Genomic DNA, 15,214 nt, shown 5'->3' with positions numbered 1-15,214 from the left:
GGGCACCGATGAGCGGCACCTTCCACGGCCTGCCCGTGCACAACGTCCTGACCTGCCTGGAGTCCGGCCACCGGCTGCCCTCCGCCGAGGCGGCGGCCTGGCGGATATCCCTGGGCTACGGCCACAAGGAGGGGTTCGCGCAGGCCTGGCAGCGCTTCCTCGACGGCGTCGACCCCAGCCGGGTCCGCGCCCTCGTCCTCGGCCCGTGGTGGTCCGGCGAGTACGACGGCCTGGCCGGCCCGCTCGCCGCGATCACCGCCAGCGCGGCCCGGCTGCCCGCGCTGGAGGCGCTGTTCCTCGGCGACGCCGAGTCCGAGGACTGCGAGATCTCCTGGCTGCAGATGTGCGACATCACCCCGGCGCTCGACGCCTTCCCCGGCTGGAGCGGCTGGTGGTGCGCGGCGGGGACGGGCTGGAGCTGCGGCCCGTCCGGCACGGGCGGCTCCGGTCGCTCACCTTCGAGTCCGGCGGGCTGCCCGCCCCGGTGGTGCGCGCCCTCGGCGAGAGCGACCTGCCCGCCCTGACCGACCTCGACGTGTGGCTGGGTGTCGACGAGTACGGCGGCGACCACACCCTGGACGACCTCGCGCCGCTGCTCACCGGCGCCCGGCTGCCGGCACTGCGCCGCCTGGGCCTGCAGAACAGCGAGTACCAGGACGACATCGCCGCGGCCGTCGCCCGCGCGCCCGTGGTGGCCCGGCTGGAGCACCTGGCCCTCGGCATGGGCGTGCTGACCGACGAGGGCGCCGCCGCCCTGCTGGAGGGCCAGCCGCTCACCCACCTCGCCTCGCTCGACCTGCACCACCACTACCTCTCCGACGGCATGCAGCAGCGGCTCACCGAGGCGCTGCCCGGTGTCGACGTCGACCTGTCCGAGGCCGACGACCCGGAGGACGAGGAGGACCGCTACGTCGCGGTCTCCGAGTAGCCATGGGTCTGCAGCTCACCGTCCTCGGCAACCCGGGCCACCGGCGGGTCACCCTGTTCGCCGCCGCGGCCCGGGCTGCCGGCCTGCCCGAACCGGCCGTCCTGCCCTGGCTGGACGTGCTGCGCGGCTCCTACCGGCTCGCGCCGGGCACCGTGCTGCGGATCGAGTCGCCCGGCGAGGACGCGGCCGTGGACGCACTGCTGCGCGGGCCGGCGCTCGGCGCCGGGTACGCGCCGACCCGGGTCGAGGGCTCGGCGGCCTGGCACACCCGGGTGACCGCCGCGCTGCACGCGCTGGCGGGGCGGCCGGGCGTGCGGCTGCTCGGCGACCCGGCCGAGATCGCCGTGATGTTCGACAAGCGGCGGGCCCACGCCCGGCTCGCCGCGGCCGGCGTGCCGGTGCCGCCCGCCCTCGCCGGGCCGCCGCCGGGCGGCTGGGCGGACCTGAAGGAGCGGCTGGCCGCGGCGGGGCTGCGCCGGGTGTTCGTGAAGCCCGCGCACGGCTCGTCCGCGTCCGGTGTGGTGGCCCTGGAGTTCGGGCCGCGCGGGCAGCTGCTCGCCACCACCTCCGCCGAGCTGGCCCCCGAAGGCCTGCACAACTCGCTGCGGGTGCGGCGCTACCGCAGCGAGGCCGAGATCGCCGAGCTCGTCGACCGGCTCGCCCCGGACGGGCTGCACGTCGAGCAGTGGGTGCCGAAGGCGTCGCAGTCCGGGCGGGCGGCCGACCTGCGGGTGGTGGTCGTCGGCGGCCGGGCCACCCATGCGGTGGTCCGCACCAGCACCCGGCCGATGACCAACCTGCACCTGGGCGGGGCACGCGGCGACACCGCCGCCGCGCGGGAGGCCGCCGGGCCCGCCTGGCCCGCGCTGCTGGAGACCGCCGAGCGGGCCGCCGGCTGCTTCCCGCACGCGCTCGCGGTCGGCGTCGACGTCCTGCCCACCGCGGGCTGGCGCCGCGCCCTGGTCGGCGAGGTCAACGCCTTCGGCGACCTGCTGCCCGGCCTCACCGGGCTGCCCGGCGGCCCCGCCGAGGGCCTGGACACCTACGGCGCCCAGATCGCCGCCCTGCTCGCCGGACACCCCGGGGTGCCGTTGCCCGCCACCTCTCCCGGGGCTCCCCCGCGCACCGCCCTGCCCGACGCACGACCGCGAACGGACCACCACTGATGCACCACCTCCCGTCCCCCGCCGCGGCCCCCGGCCCGCCCGCCGTCGCCGCCGCCGCGCCGCACGGCATCCCGGACATGAACGCCGTCGTCGGCAGCCACGACCTGCTGCTGGTCACCCTCGACACACTGCGCTTCGACGTCGCCGAGGAGCTCGCGGCGGCCGGCCGGATCCCGCACCTGGCCGCCCACCTGCCCGGCGGCCGCTGGGAGCGCCGGCACTCCCCGGCAGCTTCACCTACGCCTCGCACCAGGCGATGCTGGCCGGCTTCCTGCCCACCCCGGCGAGCCCGGACGGGCCGCACCCGCGGCTGTTCGCCGCCCGCTTCGCCGGGTCGGAGACGACCGAGTCGCGCACCTGGGTCTTCGACACCCCCGACCTGCCGTCGGCGCTCGCCGCCGCCGGGTACCGCACGGTCTGCATCGGCGGGGTCGGCTTCTTCAACCGGCAGGGCCCGCTCGGCTCGGTGCTGCCCGGGCTCTTCCAGGAGAGCCACTGGGAGCCGGAGATGGGCGTGCCCTCGCCGGTCTCCTTCGAGGCCCAGGTCGCCCGGGCGGAGCAGGTCTGCGCCGAACAGCCTGCCGACCGGCCGCTGTTCCTCTTCCTCAACGTCTCCGCGCTGCACCAGCCGAACTGGTTCCACCTGCCCGGCGCCACCCGCGGGCACGGCGACACCCGGGAGAGCCACGCCGCCGCCCTGGAGTACGTGGACGCCCACATCGGCCGGCTGTTCGCCGCGATGAGCCGACGCCGCCCGTGCTTCGCGATCGTCTGCTCCGACCACGGCACCGCGTACGGCGAGGACGGCTGGACCGGGCACCGGATCGGCCACGAGGTGGTCTGGACGGTGCCGTACGCGCACTTCACCCTCCCCGCGACCGCCGAAGGGCCGGCCCGATGACCACGGCGACCGCATCCCCGTACCGGAGCACCGACTCCCCGTACCAGAGCTACGTCTACGCCTACCCGCACAAGACCGCCTACCGCCCGCTCGCGGACCGGCCGGCGCTGCGCGACCTGTGGGCCGGCGAGCCGCAGCAGGCGCTCTCGCTCTACGTGCACATCCCGTTCTGCGAGGTGCGCTGCGGCTTCTGCAACCTGTTCACCCGGATCGGCAGCCCGGAGGGCCTGACCACCGCCTACCTGGACGCGCTGGAACGGCAGGCCTCGGCCGTCCGGGCGGCCCTCGACGGGCAGGCCCGCTTCGCCCTGGCCGCGTTCGGCGGCGGCACCCCGACCTACCTGACCGCCGCCGAACTGGAACGGCTGTGCGACCTCACCGAGGCGCACACCGGCGCCGACCTGCGGGCGATCCCACTCTCCGTGGAGGCCTCCCCCGACACCGCGACCGCCGACCGGCTCGCGGTGCTCGCCGACCGCGGCACCACCCGGCTGAGCCTGGGCGTGCAGTCGTTCCTGGACGACGAGGCGCGCTCGGCCGTCCGCCCGCAGAAGCGGGCCGCGGTGGAGGCCGCGCTCGGCCGGATCCGCGCGGCGGGCTTCCCGGTGCTCAACATCGACCTCATCTACGGCATCGACGGGCAGACCGAACGGACGTGGCTGGCCTCGCTGGACGCGGCCCTCGCCTGGCAGCCCGAGGAGCTCTACCTGTACCCGCTCTACGTCCGCCCGCTCACCGGCCTCGGCCGCCGGGCCGCCGACGGACCGACACCCGCCTGGGACGCCCAGCGGCTCGCCCTCTACCGGGCCGGCCGCGACCACCTGCTGGCGCACGGCTACCAGCAGGTGTCGATGCGGATGTTCCGCCGGTCCGGTGCGCCGACCGCGAGCGCCGGCGAGTACGCCTGCCAGACCGACGGCATGATCGGCCTGGGCTGCGGCGCCCGCTCGTACACCTCCCGGCTGCACTACTCGTTCGACTACGCGGTGGACGCCCGGGAGGTCCGCGGCATCATCGACGGCTACGTCGCCGCCACCGACTTCGCCCGGGCCGAGGTCGGCCGGGCGATGGACGCGGACGAGGCCCGCCGGCGCCACCTGATGCAGTCGCTGCTGCAGGCCGAAGGCCTCGAACTCGACGGCTACCGGGCGCGGTTCGGCTCGCTTCCGGGCGACGACTTCGCGGCCGAGCTGGCCCGGTTCGAGGCCCTCGGCTGGCTGGCCGAGGTGCCCGGGCGACTGGTGCTCTCCGCCGAGGGCCTGGCCCACTCCGACGCCGTCGGCCCGGCGCTGTTCTCCCCCGCGGTGCGCGCCGCGATGGCCGAGTACGAGCAGAAGTGACCGTCGACCTCGGGCTGCCCGGCCGCCGCCCCGACGAGCATCCGCTCGACCTGACCGTGCTCTACCGCGGCCCGCTCGCCTCCTGCGACTACGACTGCCCGTACTGCCCGTTCGCCAAGCGGCGGGACAGCCCGGAGCAGTTGCGCGCCGACCGGGCGGCGCTGGAGCGGTTCACCGGTTGGGCCGCCGCGCAGCACGGCGACACCCTCTCCGTGCTGTTCACCCCCTGGGGCGAGGGCCTCGTCCGGTCCTGGTACCGGCGGGCCCTGGTCGAGCTGAGCCGGCTCGCGCACGTGCGCCGGGTCGCGATCCAGACCAACCTCAGCTGCCGCACCGACTGGCTGGCCGACGCGGACACCGACGCGGTGGCCCTCTGGGTGACCTACCACCCCGGCCAGGTCCCGATCGAGCGGTTCCTCGCCAGGATCCGCGAACTGACGGCGCTGGGCGTGCGGCACAGCGTCGGCGTGGTGGGCGAACCGGCGCACCTGGACGCCGCCCGCCGGCTGCGCGAGGCACTCCCCGACACCACCTACCTGTGGGTGAACGCCGCCGACGGCCGCAGCTACGACGACACCGAGGCCGCCGCGTGGACGGCGCTCGACCCGCTGTTCGGCTGGAGCCGCGAGCCGCACCCCAGCGGCGGCCGCCCCTGCCGCACCGGCGAGTCGGTGATCTCGGTCGACGGCGACGGCACGGTGCGCCGCTGCCACTTCGTCCGGCCCCCGCTCGGCAACCTCTACGACGGCTCCTACCGCGCCCACCTGGCGCCGCGGCCCTGCCCGCTGCCGGTCTGCGACTGCCACATCGGGTACGTCCACCTGGAGTCGCTGCCGCTGTACGACGTCTTCGCTGGTGGCGTGCTGGAGCGCATCCCGCACGGCTGGTGAGCCCCGGGCGGCTCGGCGGTACGAGGGCGGAGGGGATCGGCGGCGGCGATCGATGGGACCTGTCGATGGACCGGCCGGCGGGGCGGGCGACTGCTTGACAGCCGCGGTTCGGGCGACCGTACGATCGGCATCGGAGCGACCGCCGGAGGCCGGCCGAAGTCCCGGCGTTCCCAGCCGTGTTGCAGGACACGGCGGGCGCACCACGCAGCGCCGTGCAGCCCCCTGCCCACCCCTTCCCCGGAGCGCCGCCATGGCCTTACCGCCCCCCGTCGTGCCCGCCGGCGGGCCGCGAACCTCCCCGCGGGGGTCCTCCGATGAGCACCCTGGTGATCGTCGGGGCGGGCCCGCGCGGCACCGGACTGCTGGAGCGGATCGCCGCCAACGCTGCCGAACTGCTGCCCGCCGACGTGCCGTTGCACATCCATCTGGTGGACCCGCACCCGCCCGGCGGCGGCCGGATCTGGCGCCACGACCAGTCCCCGCTGCTGCGGATGAACTCCAGGGCCGAGGACGTCACCGTCTTCACCGACCTGCGCTCGACCCTGGAGGGGCCCGTCCGGACGGGCCCCTCCCTCGCCGAATGGGCCGCCGCACCGGAGGAGTTCCCGCCCCACCTGCCGGTCGGCGACCCGGCGGTGGCGGCCGAACTGCGTGCCCTCGCACCGGCCGACTTCGCCACCCGGCGGGCCCAGAGCGCCTACCTGGACTGGGCGTTCCGCCGCGCGGCCGCGGACCTGCCGGCCCGGGTCACGGTCACCGTCCACCGGGACCGGGCCCGGTCGGTCACCGGGCCCGCCGGCGGGCCGCAGCTCGTCCGCCTCTCCGACCGGGTGCTGACCGCCGACCAGGTGGTGCTGGCCCTCGGCCACCTGGACTCCGTGCCGGAGCGGCGGCACGCCGCGGCCGCGGACTTCGCGGCCCGGCACGGCCGCTTCCACCTGCCGCCGGCGTTCTCCTCGGACACCGACCTCGACGGCGTCGCCCCGGGCGAGAACGTGCTGCTGCGCGGCCTCGGCCTGGCCTTCGTCGACCTGGTGGTGCTGCTCACCGAGGGGCGGGGCGGCCGCTTCGCGGAGGGGCCGGACGGGCTGCGCTACCTGCCCTCGGGACGGGAGCCGGTGATCCACGCCGGCTCCCGGCGCGGCGTTCCGTACCACTCCAAGACCCACTACCGGCTGCAGGGGCCGCCGGCTCCCCTGCCCCGCTACTTCGGCCCGTCCGCCGCGGCGGCCCTGGCCGGGGCCGGCCGGCCGCTCGAACTACGGCGCGACGTATGGCCGTTGATGGCAAAGGAGGTCGGCTTCGGGCACTACCACGAGCTGTTCCACGCGCACCCCGGGCGCACCGCGATGCCCTGGGCGGAGTTCCTCGCCGCGTACGACACGCTGGACTGGTACTCCGCGGGCCGCACCGACCTGGTGGCCGCCGCCGTGCCCGATCCGGCCGACCGGCTGGACTTCGAGCGCCTCGACCGGCCGCTCGCCGGTCGCGTCTTCGCCACGGACGAGGACTTCCAGCACCACCTGCGGGCGTACCTGCGCACCGACGCCGACCGCCGCGCCGACCCGGCCCACAGCGCCGACCTCGGGGCGTTCCTGGCCCTCCTGTCGGTCTACGCCCAGCTGGCCCGGCTGGTCGCGGCGGGCGGCCTGACCGCCCGCTCGGTGGAGCGGGAGCTGGACGGCTGGTGGTTCGGCTTCTTCGCCTTCCTGGCCTCCGGACCGCCCGGCTTCCGGCTGCGGCAGCTGCTCGCGCTCTCCGACGCCGGGGTCCTGCGCTTCCTGGGTGCGGACACCGCCGTGGCCCTGGACGAGAGCGACGGCACCTTCGTCGCGACCAGCCCGACCGTGCCGGGGCGCAGCGTCCGGGCGACCGCGCTGATCGAGGCGTACCTGCCGGTGCACGCCGTGGAACGCACCGCAGACCCGGTGCTGAACGGCCTGCACCGGGCGGGCCGGATCCAGGGGAGGCGCTCACCGACGCCGGGCACACCTACCGCTCGGGGCTGCTCGCGGTGGACCCGGCCGACGGACGGCTCCTCGACCCGGGCCTCGGAGGTGCGCCGCACCCGCGCCGCACGGCGCTCGGCGCGCACACCAGCATCCGCAGCTACGCGGCGTTCGCCCGGCCGCACACCGACGCTCCCGCGCTGCGGCAGAACGACGCGACCGCCCGGGCGCTGCTGCGCGCCCTCGCCGGGACCGCCCGAGCGGGCACCACCCGGCCGGAAACCCGGCCGGACACCCCGGCCGGCTCCGGGCCGGCCGGGCGCACCGGCGCGGTGGCCTGACCGGGGGCCCCACCCCGGGGCCCGACCCGGGGCCCGCCGGGCCCGGCACCACCACCACGACCCGCCGCCGACCAGCCCGGTTGCGGGCAGTGGAAGGATGGAGCAGGGCCGCGGCAACGACGCCCGCGCCCAGCTGGAGGAGGTGCCGTCATGGCCAAGCAGGCCCCGCAGACCGACCCGGCGCAGGACGCGCCCCGGGTGTCGGCCCCACAGCACGCCGCGGCCGGCGTGCCGGCGGTGCTGCACAGCCTGAGGATGGCCGGCGAGCAGATGAGTGCCCGCCGCACCCTGGCGACGCTGCGCAAGATCAACCAGCCGGACGGCTTCGACTGCCCGGGCTGCGCCTGGCCCGAGCCGGGGAAGACGCACACCGCCGAGTTCTGCGAGAACGGTGCGAAGGCGGTCGCCGAGGAGGCCACCGAGCGCCGGATCACCGCGGACTTCTTCGCCGCCCACCCGGTCTCCGAGCTGGCGGAGCGCTCCGGCTACTGGCTGGGGCAGCAGGGCCGGCTCACCGAACCGATGCTGCTCGACGAGGGCTCGGACACCTACGTGCCGGTGTCCTGGGAACGCGCCTTCGTGATCGTCGCCGAGGAGCTGCGCGCCCTGGACACCCCGGACGGCGCGGCGTTCTACACCTCGGGGCGGACGGGCAACGAGGCCGCCTTCGCCTACCAGCTGTTCGCCCGCCGGCTGGGCACCAACAACCTGCCGGACTGCTCCAACATGTGCCACGAGTCGTCCGGCTCGGCGCTGGTGGAGACCCTGGGAGTCGGCAAGGGCAGCGTCCACCTCAAGGACCTCTACCAGGCCGACCTGATCATCGTGGCGGGCCAGAACCCGGGCACCAATCACCCGCGGATGCTCTCCGCGCTGGAGCGGGCCAAGCGGGCGGGTGCGACCGTCGTCTCGGTCAACCCGCTGCCGGAGGCCGGGCTGGAGCGCTTCAAGAACCCGCAGAACGCCCGCGGTCTGGCCGGCTCCGGCACCAAGCTGACCGACCTGTTCCTGCAGATCCGGCTCGGCGGGGACCTCGCGCTGTTCCGGGCGCTCAACCAGCTCGTCCTGAAGGCCGACGGGGTCGACCGGGAGTTCGTCGCCGAACACTGCCTGGGCTTCGAGGAGTTCGCGGCCGAGGCGGCCGCCACCGACCGGGACGAGGTGCTGGCCGCCACCGGCCTGCCCTGGGAGCAGATCGAGGAACTGGCCCGGCTGGTGCTGGCCTCGGAGAAGATCATCGTCTGCTGGGCGATGGGGCTCACCCAGCACCGGCACGCCGTGCCGACCATCCGCGAGGTGGTCAACTTCCTGCTGCTGCGCGGCAACGTGGGCCGCCCCGGCGCCGGCGTCTGCCCCGTCCGCGGCCACAGCAACGTCCAGGGCGACCGGACGATGGGCATATTCGAGCGGCCCTCGGCCGCCTTCCTGGACGCCCTGGCGAAGGAGTTCGACTTCGAGCCGCCGCGCGAGCACGGCCTGGACGCGGTCGACACCATCCGGGCGATGCGCGACGGCCGGGTGAAGGTGTTCTTCGCGATGGGCGGCAACTTCGTCGCCGCGACACCTGACACCGACGTCACCGAGGCCGCGATGCGCCGCTGCCGGCTGACCGTGCACGTCTCCACCAAGCTCAACCGCTCGCACGTGGTGACCGGCGCCCGCGCCCTGATCCTGCCCACCCTCGGCCGCACCGACCGGGACTGGACGTCGGCCGGCGCCCAGTTCGTCAGCGTCGAGGACTCCATGGGCGTGGTGCACTCCTCGCGCGGCGGCCTGCGTCCGCCGTCCGACACCCTGCTCTCCGAGGTCGCGATCGTCTCCGCGCTCGCCCGGGCCACCCTCGGCCCCGAGGACCCGACGCCGTGGGAGGAGTTCGCCACCTCGTACGACACGATCCGGGACCGGATCGCCCGGGTCGTGCCCGGCTTCGAGGACTTCAACGAGAAGGTCCGCCGCCCCGGCGGGTTCACCCTGCCGCACGGGCCGCGGGACAGCCGCACCTTCCCGACCGCCACCGGGAAGGCCAACTTCACGGTCAACCCGCTGACCGCGCCCGAGGTGCCGGCCGGCCGCCTGCTGCTGCAGACGCTGCGCTCGCACGACCAGTACAACACCACGGTCTACGGCCTCGACGACCGGTACCGCGGCATCACCGGCGGCCGCCGGGTGGTCCTCGTGAACCCGGCCGACGCCGACGGACTCGGCCTCGCCGAGGGGCAGTACGTGGACCTGGTGAGCGAGTGGAAGGACGGCGTGGAGCGCCGCGCGCCGCACTTCAGGGTGGTGCACTACCCGGTGGCCCGCGGCGGCGCGGCCGCGTACTACCCGGAGACCAACGTCCTGGTGCCGCTCGACTCGACGGCCGAGATCAGCAACACGCCGACCTCCAAGGCCGTGGTGATCCGCTTCGAGGCGGACAGCGGGGCGTGACCGGACGGGCCGGGCGCAGTCGGTCACTGCGCCCGGCCCGCGGGTCGGGAGGGGCGGCCGCGGTCAGGCGGCCGCGGTCAGGCGGCCGCGGCCGGTGTCAGGCCGAGGCGGTCGGCGAGGCGCTCCCCGCCTTGCCGGACGAGGCCGTGGCCGAGGCGGACCGGGCCGGGGTGCTCGACCCCGCCGCGCTGGGCGTGCCGTTCCCGGACGGGCTGCTGTTCCCGGACGGGCTGCCGGATCCGCTCGGGGAACCGGACGGCGTGCCGGAGCCGGAGGGGGCGCCCGAGCCGGAGGGCGTGCCCGTCCCGGTGCTCGGCGAGGGGGTCGACGTCGGGGTCCCGGAGGGCGGGCCGCCCGCCGACGGGGGCGACGGAGGCGCGGGGGGCAGGGTGCCCGGCTTGGCGGGCGCGATGCGCGGCGGGCCCTCCTTCACGTCCGGGACCTTCCACTGGCCGCCCTTGTCGTCGCCGCCGTCGTCCGGGTCGGGGCGGACGGCACCCAGGATCTGCATGGCGCCGACCTTCGACACCTTCACCACGTCGCCGGTGTGCGGGGCCTGCACGATCAGCCCGCCGCCGATGTACATCGCCACGTGGGTGGCGCCGGTGTGGTAGATCACCAGGTCGCCGGGGCGCATCTGGTTCAGCGGGACGTGCTTGAGCTGGGCCCACTGCTCCTGGCTGGTGCGCGGGATCGGCACGCCGGCGTGCAGCCAGGCCTGCGAGGTGAGGCCGGAGCAGTCGAAGACGTCAGGGCCGGCGCCGCCCCACACGTAGTCCTTGCCGAGCTGGTTGAGCGCGAAGGCGATCGCCTTGCGGCCCGCCGCGGACGGCGTCCGCTCGCCCTTGCCGAGGGCGCCGGAGGCGAGGAACGCCAGCTGGGCCTGGTCGGCCTCCTCCCGCTCCAGCGCCTCCAGTTCGCTGCGCTGGGCACCGGTGAGCGAGCCGACCATGTCCTCGACCGCGCCGAGCCGCTTGGCCATGTCGGCCTTGGCCAGCGCCTGCTGGGCGGCGAGCTGGGTGGTCTGGGCGAGCGACTGCTCGGCCTGGGCCTGCAGCAGGGTCAGGGCCTCGCGGTCCGACTTGAGGCGGTCCAGGAAGGCCTTCTGCGAGCGGCCCGCGGCGTCCAGCAGCTGCGCGATGGCGACCGCCTGGTACGGGTTCTCGGCGAGCATCAGGTCGGCGAGGTCGGAGGACCGGCCGTTGCGGTACTGGGCGGCCGCGAGCTGCGCGGCGATGTCGATGCCCGCGTCCACGGCGGCCTGCTGGCGGACCATCCGGGCCTTCAGGTCGTCGACCGCCTTCTGCTGCTCGGCCTGCTGGGCCGCCGCGGCGTTGTACTGCTCGGTGGCGGCCTCGGCGTCCTGGTACAGCTGGTGGAGGCGGTCCAGGAGGGGCCCGAGGGTCGTCTTGGCGTCCGCCAGCGGGTCGGCCCCGGCCGCGACGGTGATCGTCGGGGTCGGCGCGGGGGCGGCGTACGCGGCAGTCGCCGCCGGCAGCGCGAGTGCAGCGGCGGCCAGCAGCACCCCGCAGCGCAGGGCGGCCCGCACCCAGGGTCGGAGCCCGCTCGTGTCCTTACGCTGCCCGGCCGCCATCGGCCCGCCTCCCCGCAGTGCCCCCGGACCCGCCGCCCGGTGATCTCCCGCTGGAATCCTGCCATGCCCGCCCCGTGCACCGGCAGAGGGTGTGCGGACGGATCGGTGAATTCTCAGACTCTCCTCACGGGAGGCCGGGAGCCGATGTGAGACAGGTCTCAGCAAACCGCCACCAAGAGGGAGGGAACCGCTCAATACGGCCCTTCAGCGCACGGATCTCCACGGGTTCACAGCTTCTCCGCAACCTCTGCGCAACCCCCGGAACCCGGATTCCCGCACCCGTTCACCTTCCGTTCACCCGGCATGCCTACGGTCGCCCACGACAGCAGCGTCAGTCCGACAACTACGACGATTGTTTGGTTATGGAACACATCACGTTCCTGGTGGCCGTTGTGATCATCACGGCGCTCGCCTTCGACTTCACCAACGGCTTCCACGACACCGCCAACGCGATGGCCACCTCCATCGCGACGGGAGCCCTCAAGCCCAAGGTCGCGGTCACCATCGCCGCCGTCCTCAACTTCGCCGGTGCGTTCCTCTCCGTGAAGGTCGCCACCACGATCTCCGGCGGCATCGTCAACGAGAAGTCCGGCCTCCCGCCGTCGATCATCTTCGCCGCCCTGGTCGGGGCGATCCTCTGGAACCTCCTGACCTGGCTGCGCGGCCTGCCCTCCAGCTCCTCGCACGCGCTGTACGGCGGCCTGATCGGCGCCACCGTGGTCGGAGTCGGACTGCACGGCGTCAACTTCGACACCGTCGTCACCAAGATCCTGATCCCCGCCGTCGCCTCCCCGATCGTGGCCGGCCTCGCCGCCTGGGGCGCCACCAAGCTGGCGTACCTGATCACCCGCGGCGGCCGCGAGACCACCACCGACAAGGGCTTCCGGCGCGGCCAGATGTTCTCGTCCTCGCTGATCTCGCTGGCGCACGGCACCAACGACGCGCAGAAGACCATGGGCATCATCACCCTCGCCCTGGTCTCGGCCGGCGCCCTGAAGCCCGGCGCGCTGCCGCCGGTCTGGGTCATCGTCAGCGCGGGCGCCGCCATCGCCCTCGGCACCTACATGGGCGGCTGGCGGATCATCCGCTCGATGGGCAAGGGCCTGACCGACATCCGCCCCCGCCAGGGCCTGGCCACCGAGACGGCGGCCACCGCGGTCATCCTCACCTCGACGCACATGGGCTACGGCCTCTCCACCACCCAGGTCTGCTCCGGCGGCATCATGGGCGCCGGCCTCGGCGGCCCCCAGGGCACGCTGCGCTGGAGCCTGGTGCGCCGCATGGTCTACACCTGGGGCCTGACCCTGCCCGCCGCCGCCACGGTGGCCGGCATCGCCGCCTTCGTCGCCGACCAGGGTTCCTGGGGCGTCGCGCTGGTGGGTGCCGCACTGGTCGCCGGCTCGGGCACCATGTGGATGCTCTCGCGCCGCCAGCCGGTGACCGCGGGCAACGTCAACGACGTCACCGAGGTCGAGGTCACCGCCCCGGCCGCCGTGCCCACCCCCGCCACCACCACCGTCGCGGCCTGACGGCCCAGTCCAGAGAGGACGGACAGCCATGCACATCAAGTGGAGCGCCCTCGCTCAGACCGCGGGCCTGAGCTTCGCCATCACGGTCGCCGTGGTCGCGGCCTTCTCCTCGGCATCCTCGCGCTGTCGCGGCGCGAGGCGGCCCAGGACGCCGTCCGGTCGGGCATCCCCGGCGCGGGCAGCGGCAACCTGGCCCTGGCCGGTGCCGCACTCAGCTTCAGCGTCTGCGCCTCGGTGGTCTTCTACGGCATCACCATGATCGCCGGTCACTGATCGCACGACGTGCTGCCTGCAGCGTGCAGGTGAAGGGCCCCGCAGAGATTCTCTGCGGGGCCCTCGCGCGTCCGGGGGCGCTCCGGGGTCCGGGTCCGAGGTCGGGGCCTTGGGCCTGCGTTCGCGTGGGCGTTGACGTTGACGTTGACGCCGGCGCCCGGGTGACCTCCCACCGCATCGCCCCCGGCCCCCGCCACGTCCGCCCGCCCGCCCACCCGCCGACCCGTCCCCGCCCGCAAGCACGCGAAGGGCCCCGCAGAGGATCTCTGCGGGGCCCTTCGCAGGCGTGACGGCCGGGTCAGTCGCGGACGAGCTCCACCGGCCGCTCGACCGGGGCCTCGGCGCCGGTGCGCAGCACCGTCTCCCGGATCATCAGCACGACCAGGAAGGCCAGCAGCGCGAACGGCGCGGCGAGCAGGAAGACCGTGCCGACCCCCGGCCGAAGGCGTCGGTGACGAGCGGGACGAGCTGCGCCGGCAGCTTGTGCAGGTCGGGGATCTCGCCGCCGCCGATCGATGCGCCGCCGGCGGGGTGCACGCCGGCCTTGGCCAGGTTGTCGGTCAGCACGGTGGTCACCCGCTGCGACATCAGCGCGCCGAGCGCCGAGACGCCGACCGCGCCGCCCAGGGTGCGGAAGAAGGTGACGGTGGAGCTGGCCGAGCCGAGCTCCTCGCGGGGCACGGTGTTCTGCACCGCCAGTACCAGGTTCTGCATGGTCAGGCCCAGGCCGATGCCGGTCACCGCCATGTAGAGGGCCAGCAGGGCGTACGGGGTGTCGTCGTGGATGGTGCCGAGCAGACCGAAGCCGATCGCCAGCAGCAGGGTGCCGGACACCAGGTAGGCCTTCCAGCGGCCGTAGCGGGTGATGAGCTTGCCGGCGACGGTGGAGGAGACGGCCAGTCCGAGGATCATCGGGAGGGTGAGCAGCCCGGCCATGGTCGGCGACTTCTCGCGGGCCAGCTGGAAGTACTGGCTGAGGAAGGTGGTCGCGCCGTACATCCCGACGCCGACCAGGACGCTGGCGATGGCCGCCAGGGTGACCGTCCGGTGCCGGAAGAGGTCGAGGGGGACGATCGGCTCCGCGGTCCGGCGCTCGGTGACCACGAACAGGACGGCCAGTACGGCGGTGCCGCCGAGCATGGCGGCGGTCTGCCAGGACGCCCAGTCGTAGTTCTTGCCGGCCAGGCTGACCCAGATCATCAGCAGGCTGGCCGCAGCCGTGATCAGCAGCGCGCCGACGTAGTCGATCTTCGGCTTGGTCGTGCGGGCGGCCACCGGCAGGTTGAGGGTGCGCTGGAGCACGATGATCGCCAGGATCGAGAACGGGATGCCCGTGTAGAAGCACCAGCGCCAGCCGAGCCAGGAGGTGTCGACGATCACCCCGCCGATCAGCGGTCCGCCGATGGTGGCCAGGGCGAAGACCGCGCCGAAGTATCCGCTGTAGCGACCGCGTTCGCGGGGCGAGACCATCGCGGCCAGGCAGATCTGGGCGAGGGCGGTGACGCCGCCCGCGCCGATGCCCTGCAGGACGCGGCAGGCGATCAGCTCGCCGGTGTTCTGCGAGAGACCGGCCAGGGCCGAGGCGGCGATGTAGATGACCAGGGCGATCTGCAGCAGCAGCTTCTTGCTCACCAGGTCGGAGAGCTTGCCCCAGATCGGGGTGGAGGCGGTCAGCGACAGCAGGGTGGCGGTGATCACCCAGGTGTAGGCGGACTCGCCGCCGTGCAGGTCGGTGAGGATCGTGGGCAGGGCGTTGGAGACGACCGTCGAGGAGAGGACCGCGACGAACAGGCCCAGCAGCAGGCCGGAGAGGGCTTCGAGGACTTGTCGGTGGGTCATCGGTGTCGTCGTGGTCATGTGGGTCCTTCGGGTG

At 74.6% G+C, this 15,214-nt stretch carries 8 protein-coding genes and 3 pseudogenes; 9 read left to right on the top strand and 2 right to left on the bottom strand.

The features are described from left to right. Positions 1-8 precede the first annotated feature (8 nt). The 7 genes and pseudogenes from ABEB13_RS25745 to ABEB13_RS25715 all read left to right on the top strand — a co-directional run bounded on the left by ABEB13_RS25745 (position 9) and on the right by ABEB13_RS25715 (position 9,945). A pseudogene (locus ABEB13_RS25745) lies at positions 9-928 on the top strand (STM4015 family protein). A gap of 2 nt (positions 929-930) precedes the next feature. Further along, the gene (locus tag ABEB13_RS25740) at positions 931-2,094 is read left to right on the top strand and encodes an STM4014 family protein (RefSeq protein WP_345707382.1); all 1,164 of its coding nucleotides are present in this window, start codon (positions 931-933) and stop codon (positions 2,092-2,094) included. Positions 2,095-2,171: 77 nt separating this feature from the next. Beyond that, positions 2,172-2,995, top strand: a pseudogene (locus tag ABEB13_RS25735) (STM4013/SEN3800 family hydrolase). After that, entirely contained in the window at positions 2,992-4,335 is a 1,344-nt protein-coding gene (locus ABEB13_RS25730; RefSeq protein ID WP_345707381.1) for an STM4012 family radical SAM protein, read from the top strand. The pseudogene ABEB13_RS25735 and the gene ABEB13_RS25730 overlap by 4 nt, the downstream one beginning before the upstream one ends. Further along, positions 4,332-5,225, top strand: a complete 894-nt coding sequence (locus ABEB13_RS25725; protein ID WP_345707380.1) for an STM4011 family radical SAM protein — start codon at positions 4,332-4,334, stop codon at positions 5,223-5,225. The genes ABEB13_RS25730 and ABEB13_RS25725 overlap by 4 nt, the downstream gene beginning before the upstream one ends. A gap of 314 nt (positions 5,226-5,539) precedes the next feature. Further along, a pseudogene (locus ABEB13_RS25720) lies at positions 5,540-7,515 on the top strand (FAD/NAD(P)-binding protein). Positions 7,516-7,665: 150 nt separating this feature from the next. Beyond that, complete coding sequence (locus ABEB13_RS25715) at positions 7,666-9,945, top strand: FdhF/YdeP family oxidoreductase (protein WP_345707378.1); 2,280 nt, start codon at positions 7,666-7,668, stop codon at positions 9,943-9,945. Between the two features lie 97 nt (positions 9,946-10,042). Here the strand turns inward: ABEB13_RS25715 and ABEB13_RS25710 are convergent, their stop codons facing one another. After that, the gene (locus ABEB13_RS25710) at positions 10,043-11,539 is read right to left on the bottom strand and encodes a C40 family peptidase (protein WP_345707377.1); all 1,497 of its coding nucleotides are present in this window, start codon (positions 11,537-11,539) and stop codon (positions 10,043-10,045) included. A gap of 362 nt (positions 11,540-11,901) precedes the next feature. Between ABEB13_RS25710 and ABEB13_RS25705 the strand changes: the two genes are divergently transcribed. Together ABEB13_RS25705 and ABEB13_RS25700 are read left to right on the top strand one after the other, a co-directional pair. Beyond that, a complete protein-coding gene (locus ABEB13_RS25705; protein ID WP_345707376.1) occupies positions 11,902-13,068 on the top strand; it encodes an inorganic phosphate transporter in 1,167 nt (388 codons plus the stop codon). Between the two features lie 39 nt (positions 13,069-13,107). After that, the gene (locus ABEB13_RS25700; protein WP_345707375.1) at positions 13,108-13,341 is read left to right on the top strand and encodes a hypothetical protein; all 234 of its coding nucleotides are present in this window, start codon (positions 13,108-13,110) and stop codon (positions 13,339-13,341) included. A 372-nt stretch (positions 13,342-13,713) separates the two neighbouring features. Here ABEB13_RS25700 and ABEB13_RS25695 read toward each other — a convergent pair whose 3' ends face one another. Next, complete coding sequence (locus tag ABEB13_RS25695; RefSeq protein WP_425559913.1) at positions 13,714-15,198, bottom strand: MDR family MFS transporter; 1,485 nt, start codon at positions 15,196-15,198, stop codon at positions 13,714-13,716. Positions 15,199-15,214: the final 16 nt, after the last annotated feature.

It is taken from the genome of Kitasatospora paranensis (assembly GCF_039544005.1).
Lineage (GTDB): Bacteria > Actinomycetota > Actinomycetes > Streptomycetales > Streptomycetaceae > Kitasatospora > Kitasatospora paranensis.
The sequence above is the reverse complement of the archived record's forward strand: the minus strand, read 5'-3'. Positions and strand labels throughout refer to the sequence as shown.